Raw genomic sequence first — 17,323 nt, forward strand, 5'->3', positions numbered from 1 at the left:
ACCCGCAAATGCCTGCTATAACCCACATCAACCAATCCGCTATATCCACGCCAACTATCAGAATAGATGACGCTGTCCAAGCTGACTTTACCCAGTATAATGTCTTGCAAGGTCTGCTTCTTACAATCAGGAACGATTTCCCCGTATAAACCCTGCCCTCACATTCGAATATACCGAATACAGGCTGTTTCAACGTTCCTCTGCCACGTTTGAGCCTGCCATGAAAGCCTCGTTGCCGCTTGGCGCCAAAATAACTTTCATCGACTTCTATGCTTCCATAGAGTTGTTCTTTAAGTTCACTCTGATGGCGATAGATTTCCTGACGAAAGATGTTATACCAATGATTGATGGTATTGCGATTAAAACCAGTCAGCAAAGCGGTTTTTGAGGCTTCAATATCGGCACAAAAGTGCCGAATAATTTTTTGAGATGATATGTTCTTAATTTACTGTTGTATCTCATTTTTCTAGTCTAACAGAATGATTCTGCTAGCCTAGAGCCTAAACAATAAAGATTCTCATTGAATGTAAGATTTTAATATGTTATATTCTTTCATAGTGCCATTCTCAACTCAAAGAGTAATGCAATGATAATGCTTTAAATTATTCTCAAACCCATAGAGGTTAAATTATATCTCTATAAAAATTAATTGCTTAATTAAAATTGGGATTGGACTTACCATGCAAAAAAAATAGGAACACAATATGAAAATCACGCCACTTTCACTTGCAATTTCAATGATTTTACCCACCATTGCAGCTACTCAAAATGTAGAAAAAGCAAATGACACCACTATCGATACCATAGAGCTTGCTCCAATCATGGTCAATGCACGTTTTATCTCCGAATCTAGTTTTGACTTACCATTTACCACCAATCGCATTAGCGAACAAACACTCGAACAACATACAGACCACAGCTTAGAGTCTTTGATGCAACAAACTGCTGGGGTCGAAATTCATTCTTTTGGCAATCCACAATCAACGGCCAAAATTCGTGGCGTAGGACTATTAAGTAATGGGTCAGGAAGCTCAGACGATACAGCGGTGGTGATTTATCAAAATGGCGCGCCACAAGCCAATAATCGTCTCAGTTTGCCTATTTTTGATATGCAGCAAGTTGAAATTCTCAAAGGTCCTCAAGGCACTTTATATGGGAGAAATAGCTCTGCAGGGGTTATCAACCTTATGCCAAATCCACCTAGCCCCCAGCAAGAAGGAAGTATCGATGTCAAACTTGGCACACAGCATTTCCAACAAGCCGAGCTAATGTTTAATCAACCCATCAATGAACAAGTAAGCTCTCGTTTTTCCGCACATTATCAAAAACAAGCTCATGCTTTAGATAATACACAAAATGGCGGAAAGCCATTAGGCTATCCCAATAGCCGTGGCGCACGTTTAGGATTGAGCTATCAACCCACCGCTCAGGATGAATTACTTTTCACTGCTGAATACAATAAACAAACGCAGCAATTTGCTGCAATAACTCTGCTAGACGATAGTACTTCTACAGATATTGATGGCAGTAAATTACTTGGTGACCAAGATAACAGTAGTGCAACACTCAACTGGAAACACCAATGGGACAATTTTCAATTCTCTAGCACAACTAATATTCTGAAAAACAAATATACTACTGGCGGACCCGCCTATGATAATCGTGTTTTCCAAGTGGTTATGGGCCAAACATTTAACACTAATCGTCAAATGGGAAGCACACAAAGAAATGTGTTTCAAGAATTTCGCTTAGGTTCATTGGAAGGATCCCCTATTTTCTGGACCATCGGAGCAAATTATTTACACAGCAATCGAGATTTTTTCTTTGATTTTTTAGAAGATGAAACAGGTGGTCAAATTGGAGGTGCAATGTATGCGCGAATTGACCGTAAATACAAAACACGTAGTACAGGCATTTTTAGTGAAATAACTTATCCATTAACTGACAGATTAGCTATTACAGGTGGTTTGCGTTTTAACTGGGATAAATTAGATTATTCAGCGAGATGGGAAGGAAAAACACCAGGAACTGGTATTAATACAGATGCACAAGGTTTAACCGACCGTTATATAACAGGTCGTCTTGGCTTAAATTTTGATATCAATGACCAATGGAAAGTTTATAGTATGTATGCACATGGTCATAAAGCAGGTAGTTTTGGTGAATTTTCAACTAGCATTGCTTCAGGCATTCAGGACACACCTTACCAAGCAGCAAAAACAAATAGTTATGAAATTGGGACAAAATGGCAAAGCGCGGATAACCGCCTAGAAACATCAGCTTCTGTTTTCTACAATAAAACACACAATGAACATCTTTATGTATTAATTAATCCAATGACAAGTTGGGCAAACACTACGGAGAATTTTGATACAATAAGCAAAGGGGCTGAATTAGAAGCAAATTGGCAAATCAATGAACATTTCAAATTAGGTGGTAATATTGCTTATACTGACGCTAAAATTAGCAAAGTACCAGTTAATACATTATCTGCAGCTAAAATAGGCAATCGAATTCCTGATACACCACGTTGGTCTGCAAGTTTCAGTGCAGACTATACAGCACCAATTAATATTTTCAGCCAAAATGTCAATTTTAATGCCCATATTGATTATCATTTTACAGGCAAACGCACAGAAGATGTTAATAATAACTTCTTATTAAAATCTGCACATATCCTGAATACCCGCTTTGGTTTCTCTACTAACAATAGCGAGATTTATCTTTGGGGAAAAAACCTGCTAAATAATCGTAGTCCAATTTATGGTTATCAATTTGCTCCTGATGTTCGCTTTGGTTCTATTCGTGAAGGACGAGCGGTAGGCATTGGTTACCGCTATCGCTTCTAAGAGAAAAAACCATTTTCTAAAATTATACTAAATAAAAATACTATTTCTCTTATTGTGTAAAATTACACAATAAGAGCATTATTTTAATGCTTTAACCATTTATTATCTATTGTAAAAAGGAACAAATTATGCTGACTATTCCAACTAGTCCTATGCAACGTGCTTATTTTACTGGCGTTAATTCTAATATTCTACTTGGTGGATTAGAGTGCGTAGGATATCTTGAGTTCCGAAATAAAAATTTAGATATATTAAAATTAGAAAATGCATTAAAAGAATTAAGTACAAGTGCAGTATTTAATTGTCAGTTTCTTGACCGAAATACAATCGTATCTTCCAACCACAAGCAGCAAGAAATTAAAAAAAACTATATTAGCGATGCAGAGATTGATAAATATAGTACATTTTTTAGAGAGAAATTTTTTAGTAAGTCTATTGATATTAGCAAAGGAAAAATGTGGGATGTTGCATTATCAATTACAGAAACGCAAACAATTATTCACTTAGGTTTTTCACTAGCTGTGATTGATTTTCACGGAATTGCATTGTTTTCTCATCAATTAGCAGAAAAATATAATCAACAAGATTGCTTAATTATTACAAATATTAATAGTGTTTATGAATTGGTGAAACTTGATGTAACAACTCATAAACAACTTGAATCTAAAATAGAAAAATTACCATCCCCTCCACAATTATTATCACAAAACCTACATCCTAATCTAGCTATTATCGACCGCTATTCTTACTTTTATTCACAGGAACAATGGAAATCTTTTGAAGAAGCAGCTAAGCACTATAATGCTAGTCCTGCGGCCTTATTCCTTGCTTTGTATTCCCAAGCTTTAAGGCATTGTTCTGAGAATGATGAATTTATTATTACTTTAGCAGGATTGAGGGTGAAACATTCTAAGCATCTTTTAGGAATGCGCACGACTACTTATTTACACCGTTCCTATCCTAATGCTAGTTTTGATGAATTAGTCAAACAAACACATCGAGATTTACGTCTGCGTATGAGACAGAATATTGAAGCACCTGAAGAAATTTTATCTCAAGTAAAACAGTATGGTCATATTGGTATCTCTCCCTATGTACTAACCTATGCAGCAAATCAACGTATCTTTGATGAATTAACAACAGAAACTCTAGGTACACCACATTGCTGGGGACAAACGCCACAAGTAATTATGGATTGCCAAGTGTTCAATATTGATGGAGAGCGTATTGAAATTGGATTAGATGTTCGTAGAGATACATTAGATAAGAATATTATTAACATTGTTTTAGAGGCAATTTGTCAACAAATCAATGATATTATCAACAATAAATCACCTAATCTATTAATTAACTCTCACACTGCCAGCCAGCGTCTTCAAATTAATTCTTTACCACCTGCTTGTGAGCCTGATTGGCTTTATACTCCTTTTCGTAATAAAGTTACTGAACAACCTCACTCACCAGCTTTATTATTTTCTCTATCTCATAAAACTCCAACCATATTGCAAAAATATTATCCTGATATTATTTCTAATTCTCATGGAGAAATTAGTTATATTCGTCTAGATGAAATAGCTAGACAAATTGCTGCTTTCCTAATAAATAAAGCCCCTGCTAATTCAGTCATAGGCATTCAGCTTTCTAAAGGAGCTGAGCAAATTGTTGCAGCATTAGGTGTTTTATATAGTGGCTGTACATATCTACCTCTAAATATCCATATTCCAAAAGAACGCTTGCAATATATTTGTCAATCTGCAAATGTAGCTTATATCTTAACTGAAAAAGATTTTTCTGAAATTAGCGTTCATTCTCCATTGTTTGAACTACGCTTACCTTGTGAAACAGATAATAAACAAGCAGCAAGTTCATATTTGGCTTATATTATTTATACTTCTGGTTCAACTGGTCAGCCTAAAGGTGTAGCAGTTAGCCATTATTCTGCACTAAATACTATATCGGCTGTTAATCAGCAAAATAAACTTACCGCTCACGATAAAATATTAGCTGTTTCTGCTTTGGAATTTGATTTAAGTGTATATGATATTTTTGGATTACTTAGTTGTGGTGGTACAATTGTTGCTCTTAATGAAAGTGAAAAAAAAGATGCTTTTGCTTGGGGGGAATTAGTTAATAAATTCGAAATAAGTATTTGGAATTCTGTACCTGCATTAGTTGAAATGCTATTAATAGCTAATGATGAATTACCAAGCCTGCGCCGCTATCTTTGTTCTGGTGATTGGATTAGCTATGATTTATTTGAACGTGTTCAATTAGCAAGTCCTAATAGTATACTCGTTGCGATGGGAGGAGCAACAGAGGCTGCGATTTGGTCAAATAGCCATATTATTTGTAGTAAAGAGGATTTAAATAATCCATGGCAAAAAGTTCCTTATGGAAAACCTTTAGCAGGGCAACAATATCGTGTAGTAAAAGTTATTGGCTACGATAATGAGTCATTACAAATTCTTGATTGCGCCGATGGGATTAGCGGTGAATTATGGATTGGAGGTATTGGTCTTGCTGCTGGATATTATCTTGATGAAATGCGTACAGAAAAAAGTTTTATTCATGCTAATAGTGGCGAAACGGCTAGTGCAATGCGCTGGTATCGTACTGGAGATATAGGATTTTGGCATGAAGGGGTTTTATATTTTCTTGGACGCAAAGATAATCAAGTTAAAATAAATGGTTATCGAATTGAGTGTGGTGAAGTTGAGCAAGCATTAAGCCTGTTATCTGAGGTGGAGAAAGCGGTCGTTGTCCCTATTCGTGAATATCATGCGCTTGGAGCGGTGATTGTTGCACATAATGATTTAACTACCGAAATGTTACAAAATGCTTTAGCACAAACCTTGCCTAGTTATATGATTCCTGAACAATTCGTATTTAGCGATACACTTATGCTGACAAACAATGGTAAGATTGATCGAAAATGGGCAGAGAAATTATTATCAGAGCCATCGTTTTCTAACCATATTCATCATACAGATCATTCATATAATAAAAAGTTGCTTAATGATTGTCGTCTAGCTTGGCAAACAGTATTAGGTCAGGAATATATTCACGATGAAGACAATTTTTTTGCTTTGGGTGGCGATAGTTTAAGTGCAACTAAGGTTTGTGCGGAATTAAGGAAACAACAAATTTCTGTAAGCGTAGATAAATTATTTACTCATCCCAACTTATCTGATTTTGCTCAAATCTGTTCTTTAAACATAGAAAGTCCTTCTTCTGCTATTCATGCAATAGATTGTAATATGGCGTTTCCACTGACACCTCTGCAGCGTGCTTATGCTTTAGGCTCAGATGGAATAGCAGGGGTTATTTCTCAAGCAACTATTTGCTCATTTATTTTAAAAACAAGTAGTGAGTATCCAGCATCAATATGGTGCGAAAGCTTAAATCGACTTATTGCTCAAACACCAGGCTTAAGATTGGTAAGAAAAAATGAACATCAGCAATGTGTTGAAGCATCACCGCTTAAGCTAAAAATTCTCCCAAAAGGAGAATCTCTTAAACAATATTTATTACAAGCCTGCCCAAATGCTGAGCAAGCGCCTTGTATAGAAATGCTGATAGTAGAAAATGACCCTCTACATATCGGCTTAGCTATAAATTATCTTTGCCATGATGCTAGTTCTTTATTGATGATCATTGAAGCATGGATATCAGAAGTTTGTCTGGGCAAAAGCAATCTGCCTAGTGATATTGAAGCATTTATGCATTATGCTCAATATCAAGAATCTGCAACCAACAACCCAATAGATTTATTCTCAGATTATCCACCACCACAATTACCACTTAAGCCAATTGAACAGCAATATTATCTACCGCAATCACTAATATTTACCCTATCTGCACAAGATCGTTGCAATCTAGAAAATTTAGCTAAACAACAAAAAGTTACTATAACTGCATTATTGCTTCATGCTTTTGGTCAAGCTTTAGCACACAGTTGCCATCAAAATATCATAACACTTTGTCTGCCTGTTTCTTATCGCCCAGATGATGCACCACAAGCACTAGGAAACTTTAGCCTATTACAGCTTTGCCGCTCTATACGAGGAGAAACAATTCAAAAATTCAATCAGGATTTGGCTCATGCCGTTAGTGGTCATACACCAGGATTTGCTCAAATCGCTTCTAGTGGGAGGGCAAATTATCCTGTTGTTTTTACTAGCACACTAAGTTCAGCGGCAGAAAGTATTTTTTCAGGAAAACAGAAGGTTGTTTGGGCGCATACCCGTACACCTGGTGTATTATTAGATTGCCAAATTAGCCCTGCTGATGAGGGGATAAATATTCGCTGGGATTATCTTGATGGCGTGATAGATCCTAGCTTTTTTACAGCCCTAAAACAGCAATTTACCGCTCAAATGCAAAGTTTAGGAATTATTTTACAAAAGGTTATTCCTCCTTATGAACAAACAATAGAAGCCTGCATTAGTGATTTATTGACGCAAAATCTTGAACCAACAGCTAAACTGATTCCTGTTTTTAGCGCTTGGCAAAACCATTATCCTGCTATCAAAAATTCTAATCCCGAATTAGATGCTGATATTGCTTATTTAAAGCAGTGCTTATTAGGCGATTTATCTCCTATAAGTTTATGGCAGCATCCCCATTTTTCTCCAGAAGCCGTTCTGCATCGGGTATTGATAGAAGAGTCATTTTATGCGCGTTTTTTCCAGCAACTAAAAATACTAAATATCGTACAAACTCAGAAAGAATGTCGTTGCCTAGTACTTGGTAGCGGTATTGGAGTCATTTATCAAGAACTCATTAAGCAAGCTCATCGGCATCAGCTTTCTATAAAGTTTTATCCTATTGAACCTAGCACAGAATTAGCTAAACAGAGCCATCTACGGGGGGTGCATCCACTGACAGCTGAAGAATGTCCTACACCAGATATTATTGTCATTCCTGCCAGTTTGCATCGCGATAGTCGTATTGAAACGCTATTGCGACAATTTATGCAATACAATCCGCAAGCACTCATTTTTATTATTGAAATTACTGCAATTAGCGCTGCAACACAAATCGCCGCTTTAATTGACCCCAGCTTACTTAACCCTCATCTAAACAGCATTCGTCCTGCACAGAAGTGGAAAGAATTTTTCATCGAGCTAGGTATGGTGATAGATGAAAATCATGAATGGGAAAACTTACTCTATTGCAGCGCTCATATAAAAAATACTGCATTCTCTGAATATCCTAGCCTTGTGGTTAATGCAAATCCTGTCATACCTTTGTCAGATAACACTCAAATAGCTACTTTATGGCAGAAAGTTTTATCACTCAATCATTTACCAAACGCTCAGGAAGACTTCTTCCAACTCGGCGGCGATTCTTTAAAAGCAACTCAAATTGTTGGAGAATTGCGTTCTAAAGGATATACAACATTACGTTTAGCGGACCTTTTCAATCATTCTCAGCTTCAAGACTTTGCTAACCATGTAGCTGCACAAAAGGTAGAAACCTCCACAAACACGACAACTCCTCTTTATAAATCAAAACAGTGTTTTGCGCTATCTGATGTGCAACAAGCCTATCTCGCAGGACAATCCAAAGAACAGATTTTAGGTGGAATAGGAGCACATTGCTATTTTGAATATCAAGCTGAGGGTGATGGACTAGATACACAAAAATTTGCTAATGCTCTAGCACAATTAGTGCAAAGGCACCCCATTTTACAAGCTGGAATTATCTATCAGAACGAACAAGCCTTTGGAAAATTCGCCGCCGTTCATCCGCCTGAAATTGAGTATTGCGACAATGTGCGTGAAAAAACCGCTCATGAAGTCCCAGATGCTGGCATACAATCACCGCTCGTGCTACGTATTTCAACAGACAAGCGCACTATTGGAATTGGCATGAATAATCTTTTATTAGATGGTCAATCCATGTGGCAAATCTTACATGAACTCGATTTAGCGTACTCTGGACAACCGTTACCATTATTAGTAGCGAAACATATCCCTAATTTGCCGCCAAGCCAATCCATGCAAATTGCTTATCAAAATATCCCTCCAGCCCCGCCACTACCTTATCAGTCAAATCTGCTAACACTTGATGTTCCAACTTTTGCACGTTGTCAGGTGGATTTAGACAACAGTCTATGGTCGCCACTACAGCAACTGGCACGAAAAGCACAACTAACCCCCGCAAGCTTACTTACAGCGGCGTATGCCTTTGCTTTAAGCAGACAACTGTCTATAGAAACGGATTTTAGCCTCAACCTAACGACCTTTGTCAGACCAGAAGGCTATCAACAATCACTAGGAGACTTTACTATATTACGTTTATTGCCAATTACTTGGCAATCCATTCAGCAAACAGATTTATTGGGATTAGCGAGTCATATCCAAGAAACACTTGCAGACTTACAAGACAGCGAACATAACGCCATTCATCTTTCACGAGCTATCGTCCGCAAAACAGGCAACCCTATAGACGGTTTATTCCCTGTTGTACTCACTTGCGGACTTGGGCTAAATGGGAAACAACGTGCTGACACATTTAGCTTTGGCCATCTTGTCTATGCCTGCTCACAAACCCCTCAAGTTACTTTAGATTTACAAGTCTATGATGATGAAAGAGGTTTGCATCTTAGTGCAGATTATGTCAGTCAATTATTAACACAAGCGGTAATAGAGAATATTTTAGATACCATTCTAAAAATATTAACTGGATTGTTATCTTGCACACAAGAAAACCAATCACAGCCGCTTAAATCACATTTAACACGTCTTTGGCAGCAACATCTCGCATTAGCACCTGATGCTGTACCTGATAATTTCTTCCGAGATGGCGGAGATTCTTTACGCGCAACGCGTTTTATTCGAGAGTTGCAGCAGCAAATTCATCCAGAAATTTCTCTACGCACCCTCATACAGCAACCAAACTTTATCGATTTTCTTAGCGCCATTGAGCAACTCGAACAACGTACTGAACAAACAGAAGAAGGAGTCTTGTAATGACTTTACACGAATTAATGGCACATCTTGACAGTCTAGGTATCCAACTATGGTTAGAAGCAGGCGAATTGCGCTTCAAAGCACCACAAGGTATTTTTACACCAGAACTACGTGAGCAAGTCAAAGCTCAGCGCGAAGCATTGATTAGCCATTTGCAAACACTCAATTCACCTAAAAGAGATGATGCTAATGCGCATAATCCCTTTCCTTTAACCGAAGTGCAAGCCGCTTACCTTATAGGACGTACAGGAGCCTATGCTAATGGCAACACCACTTGCCATGGCTATGCGGAATTTCGCTTTAAGAATCCACATAAATTTACCGCTCAAGACTGCCAGCAAGCATGGAAGAAAGTCGTGCAAGTACATCCCATGCTCAAAGTTCGTATTTCAGCGGAAGGTTGGCAACAGATTGATGAAGCGATTGATGTACCGCTACATATTGAAGTTGTGCAGGAGAACGCAGATTTTTCCTCTGTTCAGCAACGCGTACGTGCAAAATTGCGCCACAAACAATATACCTTAGAAAACCCTCCTTATTTCACTATCGTACTCATTGATAGTGAAGAAGAGAAAAGCCTACATTTATCTGTAGACTTAATCCTAACGGACTTTTTGGGACTACAAACCTTATTAAATGACTTTGTTCAAGCGCTAGATTTTCCTAACCAGACCTTAATCGTGCCTAGTCTCAGCTTTCGTGATTATCTTGCTTATCAGCGAAAACAGCAGGATAGCCCTATAGGACAACAGCGTAAAATACAGGCTTTAACTTATTGGAAAGAACAAACTGCTCAACTCCCCCCTACGATGATATTGGGTGGAAAATCGCTGAGTGAGAACACTTCATCTGCTGCTTCTTATCGGCGGCGTGCTTTTATACTTCCTGCCCAACAATGGCAAACACTCAAGCAACAAATTCGTGAAGCAGGGCTTACTCCCAATGCACTAGCACTCGCTATTCTTGCTCGAGTTGCTCGCCGCTATGGAAGCACTTCACACTCCACCATCACCGCCACTTTACTAGACCGTGTGCCTATTTGCGAAGATGTAGGAAGAATTGTTGGAGACTTCACATCCACGCTCTTACTCGCCATTGATGGTGGAGAAGATTCTCTATTAGAACGCGCTCATCGCATTCAAAACACCCTATTTGCTGCCTTAGAACATCGAGCACTATCGGGTATAGAAATTGCTCGTTTATATGAACGTGAAACAGGGAACAAACAGACATTTAGCGATGTTGTCCTTACCTCAACCATTGGAACAGCCGCTTCGCTTCAAGAAAATATTTTAGAAAATGATTTAGCAATAGGGCTAAGCCAAACGCCACAAGTCTTACTAGACATACAACTTTCCGACCAACAAGGCGGATTAGGAATTGTTTGGGATAGTCGTGAAGATGGATTTCCAGAAGTGGTATTAGATGCTGCATTTCAAGATTTTACACAAGCATTCAATCGCCTTTGTGAGGAACCAAAATATTGGCAATGCGATATTTTACCTCGCCGCTCATTACAGCTAACCCCATTACCTGTCGCTCCTAATAAAACCTTATTGCAAGATTGGCTATCCCATACTAAGACCTATCCCCATCACATTGCCATTATTCATGACGACAAACATTTTAGTCATAACGAACTATTACAGAAAGCTCGACAATATCGTGACTATCTATATGCACAAAACCTACAAGCAGGAGATAGCGTTTTCATTCAACTACCGATGGGGTTCTGTCAAATTGCCGCTCAAATCGGCACACTATTAGCAGGAGGAATTTTTGTTCCTATATCGCCAAATGTGCCTACAGAACGTTTAGCAGCAATGCGCAATATTTTGGAACAAACGCGCCCACATCATCATTGCTACCATCTTGATCAAGATATCGCCGAAACTGAAACAGATACTGAGGATTACAAAGTAAATACCGAAGAAATTGCCTATATTATCTTTACCTCTGGTTCAACAGGCGCCCCCAAAGGGGTTCCCATTACGCATCAACAAGCCATGAATACCTTGTATGCGATACAAGAGATGTTAGCACTCAACAATCAAGATAAAGTCTTTGCACTTTCTCAACCAACTTTTGATCTTGCAATTTTTAATGTTTTTTCCTTACTTAACGTTGGTGGCACAATTGTTATTCCTCGAGACAGCACTGGTCTTAATGCCAATACTTGGTTAGAAGATTTAAACAAACATAGCGTTACGATTTGGAATTCTGTGCCTGCACAAATGCAAATTTTATTAGAAACCTGTGAACGAGAAGCATCTTCCCTACCCAAAACTTTGAGAGCGGCACTCCTATCAGGAGATTGGATACCCGTGCAGCAACCGCAGCATTTAGCTAAATTTGCACCACAATGCCGCTTTATTGCATTAGGTGGAGCAACAGAAGCGGCAATTTGGTCAAATTATCATTTGCCAGCCCCCACATTAAGCCACAACCAAGCAAGCATTCCATATGGCAGAGCTTTACATGGACAAGCAATGCACATTGTGAATGAAGACTTAGAAGAAGCCGTTCTTGGTCAAATTGGTGAAATTATGATTAGCGGAGCAAGTGTTAGCAATGGCTATCTTGCTGCATCAAATCATGCCTTTTTTAAACATCCAGACACTAAACTGCAGAGTTTTCTCACAGGAGATAGGGGGAGATATTTACCAAATGGTGAAATTGAATTTTTAGGGCGAAAAGACAATCAAATAAAATTGCACGGCTATCGAATTGAGCTTGGCGAAATTGAAGCCGTATTAAAATCCCTACCTGAAGTAGAAGATGCCATCGCCTTTGTAGATAATCAGCAACTACATAGCGCAATTAAAGCCAAAGCACTAGCCTCCCCTTTAGGTAATAGCATTTCTCAAAAATTAAGCAGCCAGCACCAAGAATTTTTACACCAACTTGACCAAGAAACTTTCTTGACAATGTTTAAACAAATCAATGAAGCTGCTTATTGTGCCATGTGTGCTATTTTAGAGGGTAATATTCATGCAGCTCCTGAACATCTAGCACTTTTAAAACGCTGGCAGCGATTACTCAAAACAAATGATATTAAATATAAAAATCCTAGCCTTGAACAAGCACAACATTTATTAACATTGGCTCGACCGCTAGAAGAGAAAATCCATTATGGAAAACAACAGTTAGATTATATTGAACAATGTATTATTGGTTTGGTAGAACTGGTAGAAGGCAAATTAAATCCCTTATCGCTTCTTTTCCCAGAAGGAGAAATGGACGTTGCCAATGCTTCTTATGCAGATAATTTAATCAACCGTCATCTCAATGGATTGCTCGCTTCAGGTATTGAAGAATACGCCAAATATGCCGCGAAAAATGGAAAAAAATTACGCCTACTAGAAATTGGTGGTGGCGTTGGTGCAACCACACAAGTCATTATTCCGATATTGGAAAGCTTAACATATACACACAATCTAAAATATGAATATATTTTTACAGATATTTCAGATTATTTTCTAAATCACGCGAAAACACGCTGGCCACAATTGCATTGCCAGCAGTTTAATCTGAATCAAGATTTTCAGGCACAAGGGTTTGCCGCTTCTTCATTTGATATTGTCATTTGCGCGAATGTGTTACACAACGCACGCCATATCCCCAAAGCCTTAGATGCCATTCATACCCTGCTTGCTCCAGAAGGTATATTAGCTGCAATTGATGCCAGTCGCCCAAATGCACCTTTGATGATTACGATGGAATTTAAAGAAGGCTTGACTGATTTCACAGATGAACGCGCTATGCATGAAGAAGTATTTTTTGATTATGCCGCTTGGCAAACCGCATTATCAGAATCTGCTTTTACAAGCACATACCTTTTTCCTGATGAAGACAACCCTAAATATCATCAAGGCGAACAAGCGGTGAATCAAGCATTTCATCAAGTCGTGATTTGGGCACAAAAGCACCGCTTTATTGAGCAAGTTCAGCCCTTAGCACTTAAGCAACAGCTACAAAACAAATTGCCAACTTATATGATTCCAAGCAGCTTCACGTTACTAGCGCAACTCCCTCTCACCACAAATGGAAAAATCGACCGCCGCCAATTGCAAAATCTGCTTGCAAAGCCTATCAATCACGACATTGCTTCTTCATCTCTTATCGGCAAAAGCACTACTTCTGTTTTAAGCCAATCCCAACAACAAGTAGCTGCCATTTGGAAAGAAGTACTCAATTTAGGTGAAGATGCCTCTCTTGATCCAGAAGACAATTTCTTTGCACTTGGTGGAGATTCCCTTCTATTAGCACGCTGCATTGGCATCTTACGCAAAACCATTGCTGGAGGAGAGCAACTGGTATGGGACAGCCTATTGCGAGAAATGGTTGCTCAACCAACACTTGCACATTGCACGCAATGTTTTTTCCCAAACAACAGCCAACCAAATGAAAAAGAAACACAAAACTTATCTCCATTACAATTGCTATTACCTGCGGTTGGCAAGTGCCATGATGAAACATCTGCACTGATATTGGTTCATGATGGCTCAGGTGGAATCCAACCCTATCGAGATGTCATCACGGCTTTATCACAATTATCAGAACGTCCTATTTGTTTTGGCCTAATCCGCACTAAAAATGACGGTTATCTAACCCTACCAGCTGAAACCTTATTTGAACATCTAGCGCAACGCTATACACAAGCCATCATTGCAGCAGGATATAAACAAGTTTATTTACTAGGCTATTGTATGGGCGGACTGATTGCTGCCGTCATGGCAGAACGTTTGCTCGCTCAAGGTATACAGATTGCCAATCTTAGCGTCATTAGTGCTTATCGCATTCCTTTCGAAGTAGAAGATAATGTTTTACTCGATTATGCTTTTGCCCGCCTACTAGGAGAAGATCCTGCTTTAATGGGACTTCACTTCCCAGAAGATGAGCTAGGTACATTGATTTCTACCGCTCGCCACCGCTTTAACGAGCACTTATCTGATGGCGTTATGCAAACCCTTGCCGCAGAATTTCCTAACATCGCTGCCGTGCTAAAAAACATGCCGCATAGCACCATTGAACGTCTAACACAGCTCGCTAATCATAGCCCAACCTTAAGTCTAAGTATTGACGAATTGCTTACTTTGCGTGAAATCTATATTGCTAGCTTACGCGCCGTTGCTCGTTTTAATGACTCAGGCTATTTTGGAGACATTACCTTCTTGAGACAAAGCGGGGACATTCCATTCTTGCCACAATTAAAGGCTGATATGAGCCAATTTTGGCAAACGTATTGTCTTGGCACACTCAATATCAGAGACATTGGCGGCAACCATTTCAATTGTCTAACAGGTTCTCATGGGCAAGTAGTCGCTGAAATTATCGCGGAGAGCTGGCAATGAATATTGGCAAAAAAAACACCGCTTTGGTTATTGGTGCCAGTGGAACAGTTGGAAGCGCCTGCGTAGAAGCATTACTCAATCATGGTTTCTGGGTTTGTGCTACTGCGCGTCATCTTGAACGCCTGTCTATACCTTATGCTGCACATCAAAAATACCTGCAAAAACTTGCTTTTGATATCAGCAAAGACAATATCCCACTAAATAATGTAGGAGAATTACCAAACATCGTCATCAACTGTGCAGGACCTGCCTATCAATTTAGTGAGAGGGTTTTAACACAATGCCTCACACAAAAAATTCCCATCCTAATAGACGTTGGAGCAGAACCAAGTTTAATTAATAAATATCAGCAAGCCTGCCAACAATCGGATATGACCGTTATTATTGGTGCAGGAGTGCAGCCAGGACTGGCAGGACTAAGTATTCGAGCGGTTGCACAGCAACTACTTGGCGAACATAAATCAATCATTACGCATATTGGCGGGCTACAAACGCTCACCCCCGCAGGACTGGCGGACTATCTATATGCCGTCAAAGCAGGACTAAGCCGCCCTGCTAAATATTGGCAAGCACAGCAATTACGTCCAATTAGCCAAATGCTTGCACCGCCACCATGCTTTCCAGACACAGCAACAGCACACGCCAGCCTAGATGATGAAAGCCTTTTTGTGGCACACATAGAAGAACTAACGCATTTAGAAAGCTACAATGTAATAGATGCTCCTGAATTAGCAAAACGATTACAAGCCGCAATCGGCTCAGATAACCCAAGTGAATTACCGAGCTGCGAAGAACTGAATATATGTCTATTTGGCAAAACGCCTTATTTTAGGATTCATACCAGCGGCAGCGCTCAGCATCAAGGACAGCAAAGCAATTTCCAAACACTTGCTTATTGCCAAGATAGCTACCGCCTAACAGGGCAAATCGCCGCAAATGCAGCACGCTGGGTACAGGCAGGAAAATATCCAACTGGCATCAACTGGTTCTCTGCAATTGATTCAGCTTTACAAGCGTGGAACGAACTTGCTCTTGAAAATAAGGAGTTACGCATCAATTGGCATCAAACCGCGGCACAAACAGAAATAGAAACAGGCACATTATGAATACCACGAACATCTTAGTCATCGGTTCAGGTTTTGGCTCTTACTATACCCATGCTATTGCCGCAGATAAGCGCTACACATTAGCAGGTATTGTCGGAAAAGGCGGACATTTAGGGCTGAAACTTGCTGCTCAAATGAACTGCCCCTACTACAACAATCTTGCCCAAGCATTACAGCATAGCCAAGCACAAGCTGCCGTTGTGGCTGTGAAAGGACAAATAGTCGGAGGAGAAGGAGATAACATCGCACGCCAACTATTACAATCACATATTCCCGTTCTACAAGAATTACCCATTCATTCACAAGATTTTTTGCAAACCTTACGAATTGCCAAGCAATATTCCACTAACTTTGCCATCAATCCTTTTTATGACCGCTTAGGCTCTGTTATTCAGCTCAGAAAAATTATCACCGCTTTAAGCACACAAACACAGTTCATCAGTATTGAATTGCGTACCACGATACAAACCTTTTTACAAGGTCAACTCGTCTTAGCAACATTACTCAACAGCTCCCCAAGCCAATATCTTGGCGCGCAAAAAATGGCAGGCAAGCATAAATGGCTGATTAGCAGCCAATGGGGAAACATAGCGGTAGATACACTCTTACATCACCGCTTTAATCCCCAAAGTCCAGATGATGGCTCACAGCCGCTATTCGGACTCACCTTAAGCACAAATGATGGAGAACTTTTTCTACCAAGCCTTTGGGCTAAGCCTCTATGGGAGAGGCGTTTGCAACAAAGTCAGCAAAGACAATCGGCTCAAAGCATTGATATTTATCCAGACCAAACCATTTTAAGCCACCTTCCTTTTGAAGATATTAGCCCCTTGCAAATGCGCACTCAGCACATCTATCCCGCCATACAAGCGGCGATTAACGCACTTTTGAATCCTGATGCAGACTATCAACAGCAACATCAGCGCCAACTAGCCGTCTTGCGCCATGTTGAATGCATTACCCATGACATTGGTGCAGCTGGGAATGAGCAATGGTCATACCCTAGACATCTATATGTTTTTGATGGAATTTAGGAA

5 protein-coding genes and 1 pseudogene are annotated in these 17,323 nt (G+C 39.5%); 5 read left to right on the plus strand and 1 reads right to left on the minus strand.

Translation table 11 applies throughout. The annotated features are described in order from the left end of the window. A pseudogene (locus ACJHVI_RS04425) lies at positions 1–462 on the minus strand (IS1595 family transposase); the annotation flags it as partial. A 242-nt stretch (positions 463–704) separates the two neighbouring features. Between ACJHVI_RS04425 and ACJHVI_RS04430 the strand changes: the two are divergent. The 5 genes from ACJHVI_RS04430 to ACJHVI_RS04450 all read left to right on the plus strand — a co-directional run bounded on the left by ACJHVI_RS04430 (position 705) and on the right by ACJHVI_RS04450 (position 17,320). Further along, complete coding sequence (locus ACJHVI_RS04430; protein WP_483183425.1) at positions 705–2,849, plus strand: TonB-dependent receptor; 2,145 nt, start codon at positions 705–707, stop codon at positions 2,847–2,849. 128 nt (positions 2,850–2,977) lie between these two features. Then, complete coding sequence (locus tag ACJHVI_RS04435; RefSeq protein ID WP_483183426.1) at positions 2,978–9,826, plus strand: amino acid adenylation domain-containing protein; 6,849 nt, start codon at positions 2,978–2,980, stop codon at positions 9,824–9,826. Further along, entirely contained in the window at positions 9,826–15,180 is a 5,355-nt protein-coding gene (locus ACJHVI_RS04440) for an AMP-binding protein (RefSeq protein WP_483183427.1), read from the plus strand. Before ACJHVI_RS04435 ends, ACJHVI_RS04440 begins: the two co-directional genes overlap by 1 nt. Then, positions 15,177–16,286: a hypothetical protein gene (locus ACJHVI_RS04445; protein ID WP_483183428.1), complete on the plus strand. Its 1,110-nt coding sequence runs from the start codon at positions 15,177–15,179 to the stop codon at positions 16,284–16,286. The genes ACJHVI_RS04440 and ACJHVI_RS04445 overlap by 4 nt, the downstream gene beginning before the upstream one ends. Next, positions 16,283–17,320, plus strand: coding sequence for a Gfo/Idh/MocA family oxidoreductase (locus ACJHVI_RS04450; protein ID WP_483183429.1), 1,038 nt, complete (start codon positions 16,283–16,285; stop codon positions 17,318–17,320). Before ACJHVI_RS04445 ends, ACJHVI_RS04450 begins: the two co-directional genes overlap by 4 nt. Positions 17,321–17,323: the final 3 nt, after the last annotated feature.

This window comes from Suttonella sp., from assembly GCF_056855035.1.

Bases quoted from the DNA above. Each gene is read 5' to 3' on its own strand.
- ACJHVI_RS04430 (WP_483183425.1), top strand. From the start codon at position 705: ATGAAAATCACGCCACTTTCACTTGCAATTTCAATGATTTTACCCACC.
- ACJHVI_RS04435 (WP_483183426.1), top strand. From the start codon at position 2,978: ATGCTGACTATTCCAACTAGTCCTATGCAACGTGCTTATTTTACTGGC.
- ACJHVI_RS04440 (WP_483183427.1), top strand. From the start codon at position 9,826: ATGACTTTACACGAATTAATGGCACATCTTGACAGTCTAGGTATCCAA.
- ACJHVI_RS04445 (WP_483183428.1), top strand. From the start codon at position 15,177: ATGAATATTGGCAAAAAAAACACCGCTTTGGTTATTGGTGCCAGTGGA.
- ACJHVI_RS04450 (WP_483183429.1), top strand. From the start codon at position 16,283: ATGAATACCACGAACATCTTAGTCATCGGTTCAGGTTTTGGCTCTTAC.